The following is a 19,326-nucleotide window of genomic DNA, read 5'->3' on the forward strand; positions in this document are numbered from 1 at the left end:
GGGGGGAGAGCGGGGGTCGTCCCCACGGCCGACTCGGGGGGGGAGGAGTCGGACCGGGTTAGCACGGTCGCGAACGATCCGTGACTTCCATGGTGTACCCGAGAGCCTTCTCAGGCAAACCCACGCACCAGAGTTTACGCCGAATGGTGGGCCCCTATGCTCTGCCTTGTGGAAAACCACTCCTTGCCGCGCACAGCAGCCTTCTTTGACCTGGACAAGACGGTCATTGCGAAGTCTTCGACTCTGACCTTCAGCAAGTCCTTCTACCAAGGCGGACTGATCAACCGCCGTGCCGTACTGCGGACCGCGTACGCACAGTTCGTGTTCCTCGCCGGGGGCGCCGATCACGACCAGATGGAGCGGATGCGCGAATATCTCTCCGCGCTCTGCAAGGGCTGGAACGTCCAGCAGGTGAAGGAAATCGTCGCCGAGACCTTGCACGATCTGATCGACCCCATCATCTACGACGAGGCGGCGACCCTCATCGAGGAGCACCACACCGCCGGACGCGATGTCGTCATCGTTTCCACCTCGGGCGCAGAAGTCGTCGAGCCGATCGGCGAGCTGCTGGGCGCCGACCGGGTTGTCGCCACCCGAATGGTCGTCGGCGACGACGGCTGTTTCACCGGCGAGGTGGAGTACTACGCATACGGGCCGACGAAGGCCGAGGCGGTGCAGGCACTCGCCGTCTCGGAGGGATACGACCTCTCGCGCTGTTACGCCTACAGCGATTCCGCGACCGATGTGCCGATGCTGGCGGCCGTCGGCCACCCGCACGCGGTCAACCCGGACCGCGCGCTGCGGCGTGAAGCAGCGCTCCGGGAATGGCCGATTCTCGTCTTCGACCGCCCGGTTCGGCTCAAGCAGCGGCTGCCCGCGTTCTCGATGCCACCCCGCCCGGCGCTGGTCGCCGCCGCAGCAGTGGGCGCAGCAGCCGTCACCGCGGGACTCGTCTGGTACACCTCGCGCCGGCGCGCGGCCGCGACGACCGCCTGAGACCCTGCACCTGCACCCGCGCACCGGGGGACCTCGGCCCTCGCCGCGCGAAGCCCGCCGCCCGGGGCACCACCCGACCGCTGCCCGGAGCCTGCCTCCGGACGGCGGTCCCGGTCCGCGTCGAACGGCTCCGTCGTATGCCGAATTCCGGCCCCGACCAGCATGTTCGGATCGTCCATATTTGAACCCAAAAGTAAAGAAGCATGGCCAGCACTACCGCTTACCCCAGGTGTGGAGTACAAAGGAGTCAACGGCCCGCGAGACCAAGGACATCCGAGAGGATTACCTGTAACGCAGAGAAGGCCCCACGGACCGAGCATGAAAACCGAGCACCCACGCGACGTCGACCCGTCGATTACGGGCCAGCCGCACCAGGTACGGGCTGAGTTCCCGACCTGATGGGCATGTATCGAGGACGCATGGTAACTGGGTGGACGTGCCAGCGGCGGTACCGAGGACGGTACCGCCGCAACCCTTTGATCGGGCAGTGAAGTCAGCAGTCGGGCCGGGGAGTTGGTGGCCGAGCTGATGGACGACCTCTGACGGACGAGCCGCCGGGCGGGAGCTAAGCGGCCCCGCGCTGCAGCGCCTCACAGACCGCCGTCGACTCCCTGACACCGAGCTCCACCGCGCGCCCGCAGTGCGCGATCCAGGTGGCCATGCCGTCCGGCGTCCCCGACAGATAGCCCTCGAATGCTCCGACGTACGCCGCCCGGCCCTGTTCCGCATGGCCGACCTCGGCGGGGCAGATGGACTTCGGGTCCAGCCCGCTCCCGATCAGCACGATCCGTTCGGCGGTCCGCGCGACCAGCCCGTTGTACGAACCGAAGGGGCGCAGCGCCAGCAGTTCTCCGTGTACGACCGCGGCCGTCACCAGCGCGGGCGCCGCACTCCCTGCGAGGATCAGTCCGGAGAGACCTTCCAGCCGCCCGGCGACCTCGTCCGCGTCCGGCAGCGGCGCTTCGATCAGCGGCTCGTCCACCGGCTCGCCCGCCAGCCGAGGCCGGCCGACCGTGTCATCGGGCGCGGCCCCGCCGGCCGCCACGAGATGCAGCCGGGCAAGGACCCGCAGCGGCGACTGCCGCCAGATGGAGAGCAGTTGACCTGCTTCCGCGGCGAGCCGGAGGGCGGCTCCGATCACCTGCGACTCGTCGTCGCCGCTGAAGTCGGTGCGCCGGCGCACCTCCTCCAGGTTCCAGTCGGCGCCGGAGAGCGCGGCGGATCCGCGGGCGCCGCGCAGCGCCGCCTCCGCGGTGACCTCGTTGCTGCGGCGCCGCATGACTCGGTGGCCGTAGACGCGGTCGACGGCCTTGCGTACGGAGTCCACCGCGTCGGCAACCCCCGGCAGGGCGCCCAGGGCGGCAAGCGGGTCTGGGGCAGTCGTACTCATAGGTAGCGAGGCTACGCGCCCCCTACACCCATACCGCCCCGGAGTGGCCTTCTTCACGAAGTTCGACAGCGGAGCGCAGTTGTACAGCTACCCTAGGTGAACATGAAGATCGCTTTCGTAGGGAAGGGCGGCAGCGGCAAGACCACGCTGTCCTCGCTCTTCATCCGCCACCTTGCCGCCAATGAAGCCCATGTCGTCGCGGTGGACGCCGACATCAACCAGCATCTGGGGGCCGCACTCGGCCTCGATGACGAGGAGGCGGCGGCGCTGCCTGCCATGGGTGCGCAACTGCCACTGATCAAGGAGTATCTGCGAGGCAGCAACTCCCGTATCGCCTCTGCCGAGACAATGATCAAGACGACTCCACCCGGCGAGGGCTCGCGGCTGCTGCGCGTCCGCGAGGACAACCCGGTCTACGACGCGTGCGCCCGCACGATCACGCTGGACGACGGGGACATCCGGCTGATGACCACCGGACCGTTCACCGAATCGGATCTGGGGGTGGCGTGCTACCACTCCAAGGTCGGCGCGGTCGAGCTCTGCCTCAACCATCTCGTCGACGGTCCCGACGAGTACGTGGTCGTCGACATGACCGCCGGTTCGGACTCCTTCGCGTCAGGAATGTTCACCCGCTTCGACATGACGTTCCTGGTTGCCGAGCCGACCCGCAAGGGTGTCTCGGTCTACCGCCAGTACAAGGAGTACGCACGGGACTTCGGGGTCGCCCTGACGGTCGTCGGCAACAAGGTGCAGGGCCAGGACGACCTGGACTTCCTGCGGGCCGAGGTCGGTGACGACCTGCTGGTCGGCATCGGTCACTCCGACTGGGTGCGGGCGATGGAAAAGGGCCGGCCGGCCCGCTTCGAGCTACTGGAGGCGGACAACCGGATGGCCTTGCAGGCTCTGCAGGACGCGGCGGAGGATTCGTACGGGCAGCGCGACTGGGAGCGCTACACGCAGCAGATGGTGCACTTCCACCTGAAGAACGCAGAGAGCTGGGGCAACGCGAAGACGGGCGCCGACCTGGCTGCCCAGGTCGACCCCTCCTTCGTGCTCGACGAGCGGAGCGCGCAGGCCGGCGCCGCTCAGCCCGTGTGAACGGGTTGCGACGCCGCACCCCCTCCTCGCTCGGCCCCTTGATCCGCCCGGCCCCTGATCTGCGATCCAACCGGTCGCCCACCACCCGGCGACCGGCGCGGTGACGGGGCCGGTCACCCCCGGCGCTCCGCCCACTTGCCGTCGGACTCGTCCGGGACCCGGGGGCGAGGCGGGCCGCCCGCCCCTCCCCACGGCGTCCCGCCGACGCCGAGTGCGCCCTCGCTCGCGCCGACCCAGGAGAACACCACGCACTGCGGCGGCTTCTGACCAGGCGACAGGCGCTCCGGCCTGGGCCGCTTCGGCCGACTTCGGCGAAGATGTGGTGGAGCCGTCGCCGGCGAGGCGGAAGCGACTCCTGGGGCGGTTTCGGGGCGCGTTCCGCTCGGGCCCGGCAGTCCCTTTCATGGCGACCATCATCCGCCCACCTTCTTCTTTTCAGATAATTTGTACGGAATCTGTCGACGCAACGCGGCCGAGGTCGCATGCAGCCCGAAAGCATCGGCATGACAGACCGTGCAAAAAGCTGCCTATTCACTTGAATGAGTGATTGAATAGCCCATTTGCCCTAAATCATGGACACAAATCTTTACTCTCCATTACGATTCATTTACTGAGAGTTGAGAGATCCCGCCGCTGCACGCCGTGACCCACGGCCGCGTCCCCACGTTCCGCGACCGCGCTGCCCCGGAGGAGACGGGAACATGTCTGCTTGCGTCCGCATCCGTCATGACCACACAGCCCGCAGTTCACCACCTTCCCCGGCCTCGGGAATCAAGCGACCACACAGCCCTCCACCGCCGCGCCGCGGCGGGCGATTCCGCATCGCGGGCGCCGACCTGTCCGCATCGATCACTGTCTTTCTCATCGCCGTCCCCATGTCGCTCGGCCTGGCCGTCGCCATGGACGCCCCGCTGGAAGCCGGACTCATCTCCGCCGCGGTCGGCGGCATCGTCGCCGGGCTGCTCGGCGGCACCCCCCTCCAGGTCAGCGGCCCGTCCGCCGGTCTGACCGTGGTCACAGCCGAGTTGATCCAGATCTACGGCTGGCGCACCACCTGCGCGATCACCATCGGCGCCGGACTTCTGCAGATCCTGCTGGGCTCGCTGCGAGCGGCGCGCGGCGCCCTCGCTGTCAGTCCCGCCATCGTGCACGGCACCCTCGCCGGTATCGGCGTGGCCATCGCGCTCGCCCAGTTGCACATCGTGCTCGGCGGCTCGCCCCTGAGCTCGGCGGCCGCCAACGCCCTTGCGCTTCCGGAACAGTTGGGTCGGCTGAGCCCGGCCGCGCCGCTGATCGGTGCACTGACCATCGCCGTACTGGTGGTGTGGCCGCGGCTCCCCGGGCGGATCGGGCGAGCGGTGCGACGGCTGCCTGCCGCCCTCGCCTCGGTGGCGATCGCAACGGCGGTGGCCGCGGTCGCGGCGCCCGGGATCGCCCGGGTGGACCTGCCCTCCTGGCGCTCGCACGCCCTGCCCGAGCTGCCGCAGGGACCCGTCCTGGCCCTGGCCACCGCCGTGTTCACGGTGCTGCTGGTGGCCAGCCTCGAATCGCTGCTCGCCGCGGTGGCGGTGGACAAGCTGACCGCCGGCCGTGCCAGCGGGCGAACCGCCGACTCCGCCACTACTGCCCCGGCCATCCCTGCCGCCCCGCCGGTCCAGCGCTCCGATCTCGACCGCGAACTGCGCGGCCAGGGCATCGCCAACGTAGTGTCCGGGTTGCTCGGCGGGCTGCCGGTGTCCGGTGGCGCGGTGCGGAGTTCGGCGAACGTACGGGCCGGGGCCACCGGCCGAGCCGCCACCGTGCTGCACGGCGTCTGGGTGCTGCTCGCCGCCGGACTGCTGGTCACGGCCCTGGAGTGGATCCCGCTGGCCGCGCTGGCCGCTCTGGTGATGGTGGTCGGCTTCCAGATGGTGAGCTTCGCCCACATCCGCAATGTCCACAGGCATCGCGAATTTCTGGTGTACGGGGCGACGATCACCGGGGTGGTGCTCTTCGGCGTGCTGGAGGGTGTGGCCATCGGTATCGCCGTGGCCGTTGCCGTCGCCCTGCACCGGCTGGCCCGCACCAGGATCACGGTGACCGATCAGAACGGCCAGCATCTGGTGGTCGTACGAGGGCAGCTGACGTTCCTCGCGGTGCCGCGGCTCAGCCGGGCGCTCGGCCAGTTGCCCCGAGGCGGGGACGCGGTGGTCGAGTTGGACGGATTCTTCATGGACCACGCGGCGTACGAGACGATCCAGCACTGGAGCGATGCCCAGACCGCGCAGGGCGGCCGGGTCGTTTTCACCGGCAGATCCGGTGGCCGGATCGCCGAGCCCGCCTCGGCGGCCCACTCCTGCTGCCGCCCCTGGACACCGTGGCGCAACCATCACTGCCACGACCAGCCCGGCCGGCCGGTCGACGCCCGCCGTGCCGCCGCCACCTGGGCGACCTTCCCCTCCGGCGACCACCCCACCGCCGACCAGGAACCCACGGGCTCAGGCCGCGCCGAGGCCGCCCCGGGGGCCAATGCCGCCGCCACCGCCGGCCCCACCGGCCGGTTCGACACCCCCGGCGATGGAGCCGCCGCTCCGCGCAGGACCGGCGCGCACCGGCTGGCCAGCGGGCTCAGTTCGTTCCAGCGCAATACGGCTCCGCTGGTGCGCGACGAGCTGGCCCGGCTGGCCCGTGAGGGTCAGCGTCCCTCTCAGCTCTTCATCACCTGCGCGGACTCCCGCCTGGTCACCAGCATGATCACGGCGAGCGGCCCGGGCGACCTGTTCACCGTTCGGAACGTCGGCAACCTCGTGCCCCCGCCGGGCGCGGAGGCCGGTGACGACTCGGTGGGCGCCGCGATCGAGTACGCGGTGGATGTGCTCAAGGTCGAGTCCATCACCGTCTGCGGCCACTCCGGCTGCGGCGCGATGCAGGCGCTGATGAGCACCAGGCCGGACACCCCGCAGACGTCCCTGTGGCGCTGGCTGCGACACGGCCTGCCGAGCCTGGAACGGATGAGGTCCCGGAATCATGCCTGGGCGCGGATCTCCGGCCGGCTGCCCGCCGATGAGGTGGAGCAGCTCTGCCTCACCAACGTGGTCCAGCAGTTGGACCATCTGCGGGCCCATGAATCGGTGGCGCGGAGACTCGCCGAGGGTGCACTCCAGTTGCACGGGATGTACTTCCATGTCGGCGAGGCGCAGGCGTATCTGCTGGCCGAGGGTGCGAGTGCCGGTAGCGGGATCGACGAGGTCTTCGACCGGGTGGGCCCCGGCGACCCGAACCACGCCCGCCCGTACGACATCACCGACCTCAGTGATCCCGCCAGTCTCAGTGATCCCGGTGATCACGCAGCTGTTTCCGCCCCCACCGCTGCGGCCGACCCCGCCGATCCCTCTGGGTCCGGCGAGTTGGAACGTACGAGCGCCTGAACCACGTACGCCTGAACCACTTGCACCTTGGGTCCGTGAGACCTTGTGGTCGTTCCTCCATACACGAAACACAGGTCTAAACCAATTCCCGGCAGACACTTGTCACCCGGCCCTTGGCCTGATGAGCTATGCCCCGGGACACAACGGACACCCTGGGAATGGGAGATGTCGTGAGCAACGAAAGCTTGGCCAATCTGCTTCGGGAAGATCGTCGGTTCGCACCACCCGCCGATCTGGCCGCCGACGCCAACGTCACAGCCGAGGCGTACGAGCAGGCCGAGGCGGACCGGCTGGGCTTCTGGGCCGATCAGGCCCGGCGCCTGACCTGGGCCACGGAGCCGACCGAGACGCTCGACTGGAGCAACCCGCCCTTCGCCAAGTGGTTCGCGGACGGCAAGCTGAACGTCGCGTACAACTGCGTGGACCGTCACGTCGAAGCGGGCCACGGCGACCGTGTCGCCATCCACTTCGAGGGCGAGCCCGGCGACAGCCGCGCAATCACGTACGCGGAACTGAAGGACGAGGTCTCCCGCGCGGCCAACGCCCTCGCCGAGCTCGGTGTCGGCAAGGGCGACAGGGTCGCCGTCTATCTGCCGATGATCCCCGAGGCCGCCGTCGCGATGCTGGCCTGCGCCCGCATCGGCGCCGCGCACTCGGTGGTCTTCGGCGGCTTCTCCGCCGACGCCATCGCCACCCGCATCCAGGACGCGGACGCCAAGGTCGTCATCACCGCCGACGGTGGCTACCGCCGCGGCAAGCCGTCCGCGCTGAAGCCCGCCGTGGACGACGCCGTCTCCCGTCTCGACACCGTCGAGCATGTCCTCGTGGTGCGGCGCACCGGCCAGGACACCCCGTGGACCGAAGGCCGTGACGTCTGGTGGCACGAGATCACCGGCCGCCAGTCCGCCGAGCACGCCCCCGAGGCGTTCGACGCCGAGCACCCGCTCTTCATCCTCTACACCTCGGGTACGACGGGTAAGCCGAAGGGCATCCTGCACACCTCCGGCGGCTACCTCACGCAGGCGGCGTACACCCACCACGCCGTCTTCGACCTCAAGCCGGAGACCGACGTCTACTGGTGCACCGCCGACATCGGCTGGGTGACCGGACACTCGTACATCGTGTACGGACCGCTGGCCAACGGCGCGACGCAGGTGATGTACGAGGGCACGCCCGATACCCCTCACCAGGGGCGCTTCTGGGAGATCATCCAGAAGTACGGCGTCACGATCCTCTACACCGCGCCGACCGCGATCCGTACGTTCATGAAGTGGGGCGACGACATCCCCGCCAAGTTCGACCTGTCGTCGCTGCGGATTCTCGGTTCGGTCGGTGAGCCGATCAACCCCGAGGCGTGGATGTGGTATCGCAAGCACATCGGCGCCGACAGGTGCCCGATCGTGGACACCTGGTGGCAGACCGAGACCGGCGCGATGATGATCTCGCCGCTTCCCGGTGTCACGGAGACCAAGCCCGGTTCGGCCCAGCGCGCCCTGCCCGGTATCTCTGCCACCGTTGTCGACGACGAGGCCAACGAGGTGGCGAACGGCGGGGGCGGCTACCTCGTCCTCACCGAGCCGTGGCCGTCGATGCTCCGCACCATCTGGGGTGACGACCAGCGCTTCCTCGACACCTACTGGTCGCGCTTCGAGGGCAAGTACTTCGCGGGCGACGGCGCCAAGAAGGACGAGGACGGCGACATCTGGCTGCTCGGCCGGGTCGACGACGTGATGCTCGTGTCCGGGCACAACATCTCGACCACCGAGGTGGAGTCGGCGCTCGTGTCGCACCCGTCGGTCGCCGAGGCCGCCGTGGTCGGCGCGGCCGACGAGACGACCGGCCAGGCCATTGTCGCGTTCGTGATACTGCGCGGTTCGGCGTCCGCCTCCGACAACCTCGTCGCCGATCTGCGCAACCACGTCGGCGCCACACTCGGCCCGATCGCCAAGCCCAAGCGGATCCTGCCGGTCGCCGAGCTGCCGAAGACGCGCTCCGGCAAGATCATGCGCCGCCTGCTGCGCGATGTCGCGGAGAACCGCGAGCTGGGTGATGTCACCACGCTCACCGACTCCTCGGTGATGGACCTCATCCAGACACAGCTGCCGTCGTCGTCCTCCGAGGACTGAGGCAATAGGCACGAGCAGATACGACCCCGAGGGGCATCCGGCAACGAGCCGGGTGCCCCTCGGGCATTTAAAGTGAAGATCGCCTGATACGGCCCCGCACACCCCGGGTACAGTGGCAGCTGCATCAATAACTCATCAAAAAATCTCCACAGGGTGTGCCGGGAAGTCTGGTCGGCAAGTGCATCAGCCATGCCATTGCTGCCGTACCGACCCGGAGGTCTCCACTCGTGGCCGCGCCCGCCCCCACACCCCCCTCTCCCTCCCGCCGCACCTTTCTCGGGCGTCTCTCCCTCCCTGAGCGGAACTACCTCGCGGACGCCCTGCGCACCGAGACCGTCGGCGGAGTCATCCTGCTGGTGGCCGCTGTCGCCGCGCTGACCTGGGCGAACACTTTCGGGTCCAGTTACCGCGCCGTCAGCGACTTCCACCTCGGGCCGCACTCCCTGGGGCTGGACCTCTCCGTGCAGCACTGGGCGGCCGACGGGCTGCTCGCGATCTTCTTCTTCGTCGCGGGTGTCGAGCTCAAGCGAGAACTGGTAGCGGGTGACCTGCGCGACCCCAAGGCGGCCGTTCTGCCCGTCATCGCCGCCCTCTGCGGCATGGCCGCGCCTGCGATCGTCTACACGCTGGTGACTGTGGTCGGCGGCGGTTCCACGGACGGCTGGGCCGTCCCCATCGCCACCGACATCGCCTTCGCGCTCGCCGTCCTCGCGGTGATCGGCACCTCGCTGCCGTCCGCGCTCCGCGCCTTCCTGCTCACCCTTGCCGTCGTCGACGACCTCTTCGCGATCCTGATCATCGCCGTCTTCTTCACCGAGGACATCGACTTCATGGCGCTCATCGGCGCCGTCGTCGGCCTCGCCGTCTTCTATCTGCTGCTGCGCAAGAACGTACGCGGCTGGTATGTCTACGTACCGCTCGCCCTGGTCGTCTGGGGACTGATGTACAACAGCGGCATCCACGCCACCATCGCCGGTGTCGCCATGGGCCTGATGCTGCGCTGCACCCGGCGCGAGGGCGAGCAGCACTCCCCCGGCGAGCACATCGAACACCTGATACGCCCGCTGTCGGCCGGTCTCGCCGTGCCGCTGTTCGCGCTCTTCTCGGCCGGGGTCTCGCTCTCCGGCCACGCGCTGGCGGGGGTCTTCACCCGGCCCGAGACACTCGGTGTCGTACTGGGGCTCGTCGCCGGCAAGACGATCGGCATCTTCGGCGGCACGTGGCTGGCCGCCCGCTTCACCAAGGCGGAACTGAACAAGGACCTGGCATGGGCGGACGTCTTCGCGGTCGCCGCGCTCGCCGGGATCGGCTTCACCGTCTCGCTGCTCATCGGCGAGCTCGCGTTCGAAGGGAACGCCACCCTCACCAACGAGATCAAGGCCGCGGTGCTGATGGGCTCATTGATCGCGGCCGTGTTCTCCGGTGCATTGCTCAAACTCCGGGTACGCAGATACCGGACGCTCTACGAGGCGGAGGAGCTCGACGAGGACCAGGACGGCGTTCCCGACATCTACGAGCAGGACGATCCGGCGTACCACCTTCGAATGGCCGCGATCTACGAGAAGAAGGCCGCGGAACACCGCCGTCTTGCCGAACTGGCGGGGGCAGCGCGCAGCAAGCCGGACAGTCCGGCATGATCTGACACCAGATGTGTTGAGCAGGAGCAGAAGAGGGAGTCAGGGATGAGCGACCCCGGCAACTACGCGGGCAGCGCCGACCGCAGTCTCGGGCAGCTGGTCGCCTCGGCGACCGCCGAGGTGTCCGCACTGGTGCACGACGAGATCGCCCTGGCCAAGGCAGAGGTGCGGCAGGACGTCAAGCGGGGCGTGACCGGCAGTGTGGCGTTCATCGTCGCAGGCGTGCTGATTCTGTTCGCGCTGCCGGTGCTGAGCTTCGCGGCGGCGTACGGAATCCACAACCTGGGACTCGGGCTCGCGTGGTCGTTCCTGATCGTGGGCGCCGCGTTCATTCTGCTGGCGATCGTGCTCGCGCTGATCGCCATCGCCAAGTTCAAGAAGGTCAAGCCGCCGGAGAAGTCCATCGCGTCGGCCAAGCAGACGGCGGCCGTGCTGCAAGGCGTCAAGCCGCATCCGCGGCCCGCCGTCACCGCGGGTGCGAGCCGTCCGGCCGTCACGGCCTCGGTCAGCACCCCGGCGGACAAGGCCGTGGTGAAGTCCGCGGTCCAGGACAAGGCGTCCGCTGTGGCACGCTCGTCCACATGACCGTCCCCGATTCCAGCGCATTCGGCCCCACAGGCCCCGGCTCAGGCAGTCCTGTACGCCTCGACGGTCCCTGGACCCACCGCGACGTGGCGGCCAACGGAGCGCGCTTCCACATCGCCGAGCTGGGTGACGGGCCGCTCGTACTGCTGCTGCACGGCTTCCCGCAGTTCTGGTGGACCTGGCGCCATCAGCTGACCGCGCTCGCCGACGCCGGTTTCCGTGCCGTCGCGATGGATCTGCGCGGGGTGGGCGGCAGCGACCGTACGCCGCGGGGTTACGACCCCGCCAACCTGGCCCTCGACATCACCGGCGTGATCCGCTCGCTCGGGGAGCCGGACGCGGCGCTGGTCGGCCACGACATGGGCGGCTACCTCGCCTGGACGGCCGCGGTGATGCGGCCGAAGCTGGTGCGCCGGCTGGTGGTCTCCTCGATGCCGCATCCGCGTCGTTGGCGGTCCTCCATGCTCTCCGACTTCGCACAGTCCCGGGCGGGCTCGTACATCTGGGGCTTCCAGCGGCCGTGGGTGCCGGAGCGTCAACTCGTCGCGGACGAAGCGGCGTTGGTGGGCCGACTGATCCGCGACTGGTCGGGCCCGCGGGCGGCGGAGTTCCCCGACGACGCGGCGGTGGACGTCTACCGGCGCGCAATGTGCATCCCGTCGACGGCGCACTGCTCGATCGAGCCGTACCGCTGGATGGTGCGGTCCATGGCGCGCCCGGACGGCATCCAGTTCAACCGCAGGATGAAGCGTCCGGTGCGGGTGCCCACGCTGCATCTGCACGGTTCGCTCGATCCGGCGGTCCGTACACGGAGTGCAGCGGGGTCCGGCGAGTATGTCGAAGCGCCGTACCGTTGGCGACTTTTCGATGGTCTGGGACACTTCCCGCACGAGGAGGATCCGGTCGGGTTCTCGACCGAGCTCATCAACTGGCTCAAGGATCCTGAGCCTGACCGGTAGCCCCGGCAGCCCCGCGCCCGGCTCTGCGGGCGGCCGGGCCGGTGCCCCGGCGCGGCCAACCGGTGGCCGGAAGAGCACAGTTGTCCGACGAACAGCCAATTGCCCGGCGCATAGGCCAATTGGCTGAGGCATGGGCGATTACCGACCATGAGGCACGGGCAGACGTCGGGGTATGGGCTGGACGCACGACTTCGGTGACGCACGCAATCGACGCTCGACCGCTACGGCGGATCCGAGCACTCATGAGGGGGACGGCCCCCAGGGTCGGGTGCGTAGTGCGCATGATCTGCATGATCCCCGGCTGGGCATTCCGCGCATCCTCCGCCGCCGGGCCCGCTGGGTCTCGGCGCGGCTGCGGCATCCCCGCGGATGACGCGCCTCTCACCCGATCACCCGGAGAAAGACCTCAGGGGGTGAGTGCGGGGCGGCTGCCCCGCACTCCCTCGCCTTCTCCGTGGCCTACAGCGCGCACGCCTGGCTGTCGACCTGCTGGTTGGCGGTGCGACCGGTCGTGATGTCCTGGCGGATCTCGTCGGCCGTCAGGGCGTATCCCGTCTGGGGGTCGTCCAGCGACTTGGCGAACACGACTCCGTACACCTTGCCGTCGGGGGTCAGCAGCGGGCCGCCGGAGTTGCCCTGACGGACCGTCGCGTAGAGCGAGTACACGTCACGGCGGACCGTGCCCCGGTGGTAGATGTCCGGGCCGTTGGCATCGATACGGCCGCGGACGCGCGCGGCGCGTACGTCGTAGGAGCCGTTCTCCGGGAAGCCCGCGACGATGGCGCTGTTCCCCGAGGCCGCGTCATGGTTGGTGTCGGTGAACTTCAGCGGCTTCACGTCGAGGCCCGGAACGTCGAGTACGGCGATGTCGCGCTGCCAGTCGTAGAGGACGACCTTCGCGTCGTACAGCCGCCCCTGGCCGCCGATCTGGACGGTCGGCTCGTCGACGCCGCCGACGACATGCGCGTTGGTCATCACCCGGCGGTCGGAGAAGACGAAGCCGGTGCCCTCGAGGACCTTGCCGCAGCTCGGAGCCGTACCGACGACCTTGACGATGGACTGCTTGGCGCGCTTCGCGACCGGGCTGCCGGCCAGAGCCGGGTCCGGGGCCCTGACCTCGGTGATCGGCTCGTTGGCGAAGGGGCTGAAGACCTGCGGGAAGCCGTTCTGCGCGAGGACCGAGGAGAAGTCCGTGAACCAGGTGGAGGCCTGGGAGGGCATCACCCGGGAGACGCCGAGCAGCACCGAGGAGTTACGGACCTCCTTGCCCAGCGTCGGCAGCGACGTACCCGCGAGGGCAGACCCGATCAGCCACGCCACCAGCAGCATCGCGACCACATTGACCAGCGCGCCGCCGGTCGCGTCGAGTGCGCGCGCAGGCGACCACGTGATGTAGCGGCGGAGTTTGTTGCCGAGATGCGTAGTAAAGGCCTGACCGACGGACGCGCACACGATCACGATTATGACCGCGACGACCGCGGCGGTCGACGACACTTCGGAGCTGTCCGTCAACTGGTCCCACAGGACCGGCAGCAGATAGACGGCGACAAGGCCGCCGCCGAGGAACCCGATCACCGACAGGATGCCGACGACGAAGCCCTGGCGGTAGCCGATCACTGCGAACCACACGGCGCCGGCCAGCAGCAGGATGTCCAGCACGTTCACCGTCTATTGCCCTCGCAGATTCGTCGCCGGACCCGTTCGTTCGGCTGGGGCCGGGCGGGCCCGGAAGGCCCGGCACGGACGTCAGCCTGTCATGCGCGCCAGTCGAGCGGCACCCGTCTGGACCTGTCCCAGGGGCGCTCCCACCCTGCGAAGTGCAGAATGCGGTCGATGACCCCGGCCGTGAAACCCCAGACCAGGGCGGATTCGACCAGAAATGCCGGGCCAAGGTGACCGCTGGGGTGCACCGTCGTCACTCTATTGGCCGGATCCGTGAGATCCGCCACGGGAACCGTGAAGACCCGGGCCGTCTCCGCCGGATCGACGACTCCGACCGGGCTCGGCGCCCGCCACCAGCCGAGCACCGGCGTCACCACGAAGCTGCTCACCGGGATGTAGAGCCGGGGCAGCACACCGAAGAGCTGGACGCCGCCCGGATCGAGGCCTGTCTCCTCCTCGGCCTCCCGCAGAGCGGCCCTCAGCGGCCCTGTGGTCGCCTGATCGCCGTCCTCGGGGTCCAGGGCGCCACCGGGGAAGGAAGGCTGCCCCGCGTGGGAACGCAGGGATCCGGAGCGCTCCATCAGGAGCAGCTCGGGGCCGCGCTCGCCCTCGCCGAACAGGATCAGCACCGCGGACTGGCGCCCGGCGCCGTTCTCGGGCGGCAGGAAGCGGCTGAGCTGACGGGGCTCGATGGTCCGCGCGGCGCGGACGACAGGGTCGAGCCAGCCGGGCAGCCCGTCGGTCGTGACGGCGATCGCTTCGTCACGGCCCGCGGCGGCGGTGTGGTTGTGTTCGCGCTTCTCCACGTCGCTCCGGTCGGGCGTCTGCCCGTCCGTCCGGACGTGGCTCTGCTCGTGCGTCTTCATAGGCACCCCTCGTCGTCCCACAACGCCTGTCGCCACGCATTTCGTTCCGGAGCGGGCGCCCCTGTCAGCCGGCCCCCGCCTCCGTCACCCGGCTCCCAGCGCGGGCGCGGGCCTGCCCGGGTAGTCCGGCGGCGGGCTGAGCCGCTGGCCCGGCTGGCCGCCCATCTCGTACTTCAGGAGCTTCCGCGCCTTCTCCGGGTCCGTCTCGCCCTCACCGTACGAGGGGCAGAGCGGGGCGATCGGACAGGCGCCGCAGGCGGGCCTGCGGGCGTGGCAGATGCGGCGGCCGTGGAAGACGACGCGGTGCGAGAGCATCGTCCACTCGCTCTTGGGGAAGATCGCCGCGATCTCCGCCTCGACCTTCTCCGGGTCCTCCTGCTCCGTCCACTTCCAGCGGCGGACCAGCCGGCCGAAGTGGGTGTCGACCGTGATGCCGGGGACGCCGAAGGCATTGCCGAGGACGACGTTGGCGGTCTTGCGGCCCACGCCGGGCAGCGTGACGAGATCCGCCAGCCGGCCCGGCACCTCACCGCCGAAGTTGTCCCTGATCGACGCGGAGAGGCCTATCAGCGACTTGGCCTTGGCCCGGAAGAAGCCGGTCGGCCGGATGAGCTCCTCCAGCTCCTCCGGAACGGCCGCCGCCATGTCCTCGGGGGTGGGGTAGGCGGCGAACAATGCGGGGGTGGTCTGGTTGACCCTCAGGTCGGTGGTCTGGGCGGACAGGACCGTGGCGACGAGGAGCTCGAAGGGGTTCCTGAAGTCCAGCTCCGGGTGGGCGTACGGGTAGATCTCGGCGAGCTCGCGGTTGATCCGGCGGGCACGGCGGACCATCGCGAGGTGGGATTCCGGCTTCCCGGGCTTCCCCGACTTCGCCGCCTCGGCTGCCTTCGCGGGCTTCCCCGACTTCACCGGCTCCCCCTGTTTCACCGGCTCCCCCGAGGGACGTTTTGTCGCTTTTGCCGGGCGACTGATACCCTGTTCGCCCACAGCGGAATTACGGCCTTCCGGCACCCCATCAGCCCCCTTGGCCTGCGCTCTCACCGGCGATTTGGACACCCGGCCAGCCTAGAGCCAGGCACTGACATCCGCCCCGGTCACTGCGGATCCACCCCCAATCGGCCCCCTGCCGCACGGTGAGCTGCGCCCGTGCGTCAAACTGGTTTGTGATTGATCGCACTGTTTTACCGTCCGGCATGATGGGGACCACGGTTCCCTGAACAGGCCGACAAGGAGAGAACTCGTGGACGACGTTCTGCGGCGCGCCCCGCTTTTCGCGGCGCTCGATGATGAGCAGGCCGCGGAGCTCCGCGCCTCGATGAGTGAGGTGACCCTCGCACGCGGCGACGCTCTCTTCCACGAGGGCGACCAGGGTGACCGGCTGTATGTGGTCACCGAGGGCAAGGTGAAGCTCCACCGCACGTCCCCCGACGGACGCGAGAACATGCTCGCGGTCCTCGGCCCCGGCGAGCTGATCGGCGAGCTGTCGCTCTTCGACCCGGGCCCTCGCACCGCCACCGCCACCGCGCTGACAGAGGTCAAGCTCCTCGGCCTCGGCCACGGCGACCTGCAGCCCTGGCTGAACGCCCGCCCCGAGGTGGCCACGGCCCTGCTGCGCGCGGTCGCCCGCCGACTGCGCAAGACCAACGACCAGATGTCCGACCTGGTCTTCTCCGACGTGCCGGGCCGTGTCGCCCGCGCCCTCCTCGACCTGTCGCGCCGGTTCGGCGTCCAGTCGGAGGAAGGCATCCACGTCGTCCACGACCTGACCCAGGAAGAGCTGGCCCAGCTGGTCGGCGCCTCCCGCGAGACGGTCAACAAGGCGCTCGCCGACTTCGCGGGCCGCGGCTGGCTGCGCCTGGAGGCGCGCGCCGTGATCCTGCTGGACGTGGAGCGCCTGGCGAAGCGTTCGCGCTAGCCGGACACCATCTCCTCACGACGTGGAGGGCCCCGCCGCCCGGCGGGGCCCTCCACGCGTATCAGGGCCGCGTATCGGGCCCGCGTACGACCGCATCGCAACCGCGCGTCAGATCAGCCCGTGCTCGCCCAGGTACTCCAGCTGAGCCAGCACCGAGAGCTCCGCCGCCGGCCACAGCGTCCGGTCCACGTCCGCGTAGACCTGCGCCACCACCTCCGACGCCGTACGGTGCCCCGCCTCCACCGCCGTCTCCACCTGCGCCAGCCGGTGCGCACGGTGCGCCAGGTAGAACTCGACCGCGCCCTGCGCGTCGTCCAGCACCGGCCCGTGCCCCGGCAGCACCGTGTGCACCCCGTCGTCGACCGTCAGCGAGCGCAGCCGCCGCAGCGAGTCGAGGTAGTCCCCGAGCCGCCCGTCCGGATGCGCGACGACCGTCGTGCCTCGCCCGAGGATGGTGTCGCCCGTCAGTACCGCCCGGTCGGCGGGCAGATGGAAGGAGAGCGAGTCCGCGGTGTGCCCGGGGGTCGGCACGACGTGCATCTCCAGGCCGCCGACCGTGATCACATCGCCGGTGGACAGGCCCTCGTCGCCGAGGCGCAGCGCCGGGTCCAAGGCGCGCACCTTCGTGCGTGTCAGCTCGGCGAAGCGCGCCGCGCCCTCGGCATGGTCGGGGTGTCCGTGGGTGAGCAGGGTGAGCGCGATCCGCCGGCCCGCGCGCTCGGCGTAGTCGATGACGGCCCGCAGATGGCCGTCGTCCAGCGGGCCCGGATCGATGACGACCGCGAGGTCGGAGTCGGGTTCGGCGACGATCCAGGTGTTGGTTCCGTCGAGCGTCATCGCCGATGCGTTGGGGGCGAGGACGTTGACGGTACGGGTGGTGGCGGGGCCGGACAGGACCCCGCCGCGCGGCTGTCCTGGAAGGGCTGCTGCCTCGCTCATACGGCCTCACCACCCGCGCTGCCGGTCGGAATGTGTTTGGTGAACTCGTCGTGCCCCGGCCAGCTCAGCACCAACTCGTCGCCGTGGAGCCGGGCCTGTGCGAGTACGGGGGTGAGGTCCTGGGAGGACGCGGCCTTCAGGGCCTCGGCGGCGGTCCAGTACGGCCGCAGCTGACGCAGCGTCGACACGGTCGGCGGCATCATCAGCAGCTCGCCCCGGTCGTACCCGTCGGCGGCGTCCCCGGCGGCGATCCACACCGTTCGGTCGGCCTCAGTGGACGCGTTGCGGGTGCGCTGGCCCTCGGGGAGCGCGGCGACGAAGAACCAGGTGTCGTAGCGGCGCGGCTCGAACTCGGGTGTGATCCAGCGCGCCCACGCCCCGAGCAGATCGGACCGCAGCACCAGACCCCGCCGGTCCAGGAACTCGGCGAAGGACAGCTCGCGGGCGACCAGGGCCTCGCGGTCGGCCTCCCAGTCGGCGCCCGTGGTGTCGCTGACGACCGTGTCGGCGGTCGGCCCGGCGAGGAGGACGCCTGCCTCCTCGTACGTCTCTCGAACGGCCGCACAGACGATGGCCTGTGCCTCGGCCGCCGAGCCGACGCCGAGCCGCTCGGCCCAGCTCTCCAGTGCGGGTCCGGCCCACTCGACGAGGCGGTCGTCGTCGCGCGGGTCGACCCCGCCCCCCGGATAGGCGTACGCACCCCCGGCAAAAGCCATGGAGGCGCGGCGACGCAGCATGTGGACGTCGGGCCGGCCGCCGGTGTCAGCGGGGTCCCGGAGCAGCATCACGGTGGCGGCCCGCCGGGGAGTCGTGGCCGTCAGCTCGCCCGCGGCGAGCGCCCGGATCCGATCGGGCCATTCCGGTGGGTACCACTGACCATTGGACATGGCCGGAGGCTATCCGGAACCGCGCCGATGTTCGAGAGGTGCCGATCACGCATCCCGCGATCCCCCCGGGCAGGCCCGCATTCCGGCCCGGCACATCCCTGCCCCGTACGCGCACCGCCCACGATCCGGCCCCTACGTACGATCCCGCCCGGTCGCATCGACCGGACGGGATCACGGAAACGCTCGTCCCACGCTGTGGCTGCCGCTCAGGCCCCGGTCAACTCGACCTGGACCTCGACCTCGACCGGTGCGTCCAACGGCAGCACCGCGACGCCCACCGCGCTGCGCGCGTGCACGCCCTTGTCGCCGAGCACCGCACCCAGCAGCTCACTCGCACCGTTGATCACGGCGGGCTGCCCGGTGAAGTCGGCGGCCGAGGCGACGAAGCCCACGACCTTCACGACCCGCTTGATCCGGTCCAGGTCGCCGGCGACCGACTTCACGGCGGCCAGCGCGTTGAGCGCGCAGGTCTTCGCCAGCTCCTTGGCCTCGTCCGGCGTGACCTCCGCACCGACCTTGCCGGTGACCGAAAGCTTGCCGTCCACCATGGGCAGCTGGCCCGATGTGTACACATACACCCCGGACTGGACGGCCGGCTGGTACGAGGCGAGCGGCGGAACGACGTCCGGCAGCGTCAGTCCGAGTTCGGCGAGCTTCGCCTCTACGGCGCTCGCCACTACGCCTTCTCCCGCTTCAGGTACGCCACGAGCTGCTCGGGGTTGTTCGGGCCGGGAACGACCTGGACCAGCTCCCAGCCGTCCTCGCCCCAGGTGTCCAGAATCTGCTTGGTCGCGTGCACGAGAAGGGGCACGGTCGCGTATTCCCACTTGGTCATAGGGCGACTGTAATGCCTTGCACA

The 19,326-nt window shown here is 69.7% G+C and carries 17 protein-coding genes; 9 read left to right on the plus strand and 8 right to left on the minus strand.

Features of this window, described 5'->3' with window-relative positions; translation table 11 throughout:
- Positions 1-156 precede the first annotated feature (156 nt).
- Positions 157-996 carry an HAD family hydrolase gene (locus ACWCP8_RS35815; protein ID WP_326604532.1) on the plus strand — a complete coding sequence of 280 codons (840 nt, stop codon included), beginning with the start codon at positions 157-159 and terminating at the stop codon, positions 994-996.
- Positions 997-1,561: 565 nt separating this feature from the next.
- Here the strand turns inward: ACWCP8_RS35815 and ACWCP8_RS35820 are convergent.
- Positions 1,562-2,386, minus strand: a complete 825-nt coding sequence (locus ACWCP8_RS35820) for an oxidoreductase (protein WP_451120505.1) — start codon at positions 2,384-2,386, stop codon at positions 1,562-1,564.
- Positions 2,387-2,488: 102 nt separating this feature from the next.
- Between ACWCP8_RS35820 and ACWCP8_RS35825 the strand changes: the two genes are divergently transcribed.
- The 7 genes from ACWCP8_RS35825 (at position 2,489) to ACWCP8_RS35855 (ending at position 12,571) form a co-directional block, all read left to right on the plus strand.
- A complete protein-coding gene (locus ACWCP8_RS35825) occupies positions 2,489-3,484 on the plus strand; it encodes an ATP-binding protein (RefSeq protein ID WP_352268711.1) in 996 nt (331 codons plus the stop codon).
- Between the two features lie 701 nt (positions 3,485-4,185).
- Positions 4,186-6,891, plus strand: a complete 2,706-nt coding sequence (locus tag ACWCP8_RS35830) for a bifunctional SulP family inorganic anion transporter/carbonic anhydrase (RefSeq protein WP_451120507.1) — start codon at positions 4,186-4,188, stop codon at positions 6,889-6,891.
- A gap of 128 nt (positions 6,892-7,019) precedes the next feature.
- Positions 7,020-9,017, plus strand: a complete 1,998-nt coding sequence (gene acs / locus ACWCP8_RS35835) for an acetate--CoA ligase (RefSeq protein WP_352268714.1) — start codon at positions 7,020-7,022, stop codon at positions 9,015-9,017.
- A gap of 227 nt (positions 9,018-9,244) precedes the next feature.
- A complete protein-coding gene (gene nhaA, locus ACWCP8_RS35840) occupies positions 9,245-10,654 on the plus strand; it encodes a Na+/H+ antiporter NhaA (protein WP_352268715.1) in 1,410 nt (469 codons plus the stop codon).
- Positions 10,655-10,699: 45 nt separating this feature from the next.
- The gene (locus tag ACWCP8_RS35845) at positions 10,700-11,239 is read left to right on the plus strand and encodes a phage holin family protein (RefSeq protein ID WP_356001231.1); all 540 of its coding nucleotides are present in this window, start codon (positions 10,700-10,702) and stop codon (positions 11,237-11,239) included.
- Positions 11,236-12,198: an alpha/beta fold hydrolase gene (locus ACWCP8_RS35850; protein WP_352268717.1), complete on the plus strand. Its 963-nt coding sequence runs from the start codon at positions 11,236-11,238 to the stop codon at positions 12,196-12,198. Before ACWCP8_RS35845 ends, ACWCP8_RS35850 begins: the two co-directional genes overlap by 4 nt.
- Before the next feature lie 172 nt (positions 12,199-12,370).
- Complete coding sequence (locus tag ACWCP8_RS35855) at positions 12,371-12,571, plus strand: hypothetical protein (protein WP_352268719.1); 201 nt, start codon at positions 12,371-12,373, stop codon at positions 12,569-12,571.
- An 86-nt stretch (positions 12,572-12,657) separates the two neighbouring features.
- Here the strand turns inward: ACWCP8_RS35855 and ACWCP8_RS35860 are convergent, their stop codons facing one another.
- The 3 genes from ACWCP8_RS35860 to nth all read right to left on the minus strand — a co-directional run bounded on the left by ACWCP8_RS35860 (position 12,658) and on the right by nth (position 15,635).
- Positions 12,658-13,863 carry a MarP family serine protease gene (locus ACWCP8_RS35860; protein ID WP_352268720.1) on the minus strand — a complete coding sequence of 402 codons (1,206 nt, stop codon included), beginning with the start codon at positions 13,861-13,863 and terminating at the stop codon, positions 12,658-12,660.
- Positions 13,864-13,952: 89 nt separating this feature from the next.
- Entirely contained in the window at positions 13,953-14,726 is a 774-nt protein-coding gene (locus ACWCP8_RS35865; protein ID WP_382837871.1) for an NUDIX hydrolase, read from the minus strand.
- Positions 14,727-14,810: 84 nt separating this feature from the next.
- Positions 14,811-15,635, minus strand: coding sequence for an endonuclease III (gene nth / locus ACWCP8_RS35870; RefSeq protein ID WP_352268824.1), 825 nt, complete (start codon positions 15,633-15,635; stop codon positions 14,811-14,813).
- Between the two features lie 331 nt (positions 15,636-15,966).
- Between nth and ACWCP8_RS35875 the strand changes: the two genes are divergently transcribed.
- The gene (locus ACWCP8_RS35875; RefSeq protein WP_030925113.1) at positions 15,967-16,641 is read left to right on the plus strand and encodes a Crp/Fnr family transcriptional regulator; all 675 of its coding nucleotides are present in this window, start codon (positions 15,967-15,969) and stop codon (positions 16,639-16,641) included.
- 108 nt (positions 16,642-16,749) lie between these two features.
- Here ACWCP8_RS35875 and ACWCP8_RS35880 read toward each other — a convergent pair whose 3' ends face one another.
- The 4 genes from ACWCP8_RS35880 to ACWCP8_RS35895 form a co-directional block, all read right to left on the minus strand.
- Positions 16,750-17,580 (minus strand): MBL fold metallo-hydrolase, encoded by an 831-nt coding sequence (locus ACWCP8_RS35880; protein ID WP_352268723.1) that lies wholly within the window; start codon positions 17,578-17,580, stop codon positions 16,750-16,752.
- Positions 17,577-18,467, minus strand: coding sequence for an NUDIX hydrolase (locus ACWCP8_RS35885; RefSeq protein ID WP_352268725.1), 891 nt, complete (start codon positions 18,465-18,467; stop codon positions 17,577-17,579). Before ACWCP8_RS35885 ends, ACWCP8_RS35880 begins: the two co-directional genes overlap by 4 nt.
- 206 nt (positions 18,468-18,673) lie before the next feature.
- Positions 18,674-19,144: a RidA family protein gene (locus ACWCP8_RS35890; protein WP_030925105.1), complete on the minus strand. Its 471-nt coding sequence runs from the start codon at positions 19,142-19,144 to the stop codon at positions 18,674-18,676.
- Entirely contained in the window at positions 19,144-19,302 is a 159-nt protein-coding gene (locus ACWCP8_RS35895) for a DUF4177 domain-containing protein (RefSeq protein ID WP_003967454.1), read from the minus strand. Before ACWCP8_RS35895 ends, ACWCP8_RS35890 begins: the two co-directional genes overlap by 1 nt.
- Positions 19,303-19,326 lie beyond the last annotated feature (24 nt).

This window comes from Streptomyces sp. NPDC002206, assembly GCF_053593595.1.

Bases quoted from the DNA above. Each gene is read 5' to 3' on its own strand.
- ACWCP8_RS35865 (WP_382837871.1), bottom strand. From the start codon at position 14,726: ATGAAGACGCACGAGCAGAGCCACGTCCGGACGGACGGGCAGACGCCC.
- ACWCP8_RS35815 (WP_326604532.1), top strand. From the start codon at position 157: ATGCTCTGCCTTGTGGAAAACCACTCCTTGCCGCGCACAGCAGCCTTC.
- ACWCP8_RS35880 (WP_352268723.1), bottom strand. From the start codon at position 17,580: ATGAGCGAGGCAGCAGCCCTTCCAGGACAGCCGCGCGGCGGGGTCCTG.
- ACWCP8_RS35820 (WP_451120505.1), bottom strand. From the start codon at position 2,386: ATGAGTACGACTGCCCCAGACCCGCTTGCCGCCCTGGGCGCCCTGCCG.
- ACWCP8_RS35845 (WP_356001231.1), top strand. From the start codon at position 10,700: ATGAGCGACCCCGGCAACTACGCGGGCAGCGCCGACCGCAGTCTCGGG.
- ACWCP8_RS35885 (WP_352268725.1), bottom strand. From the start codon at position 18,467: ATGTCCAATGGTCAGTGGTACCCACCGGAATGGCCCGATCGGATCCGG.
- ACWCP8_RS35855 (WP_352268719.1), top strand. From the start codon at position 12,371: ATGGGCTGGACGCACGACTTCGGTGACGCACGCAATCGACGCTCGACC.
- acs (WP_352268714.1), top strand. From the start codon at position 7,020: ATGCCCCGGGACACAACGGACACCCTGGGAATGGGAGATGTCGTGAGC.
- ACWCP8_RS35830 (WP_451120507.1), top strand. From the start codon at position 4,186: ATGTCTGCTTGCGTCCGCATCCGTCATGACCACACAGCCCGCAGTTCA.
- ACWCP8_RS35825 (WP_352268711.1), top strand. From the start codon at position 2,489: ATGAAGATCGCTTTCGTAGGGAAGGGCGGCAGCGGCAAGACCACGCTG.
- ACWCP8_RS35895 (WP_003967454.1), bottom strand. From the start codon at position 19,302: ATGACCAAGTGGGAATACGCGACCGTGCCCCTTCTCGTGCACGCGACC.
- ACWCP8_RS35850 (WP_352268717.1), top strand. From the start codon at position 11,236: ATGACCGTCCCCGATTCCAGCGCATTCGGCCCCACAGGCCCCGGCTCA.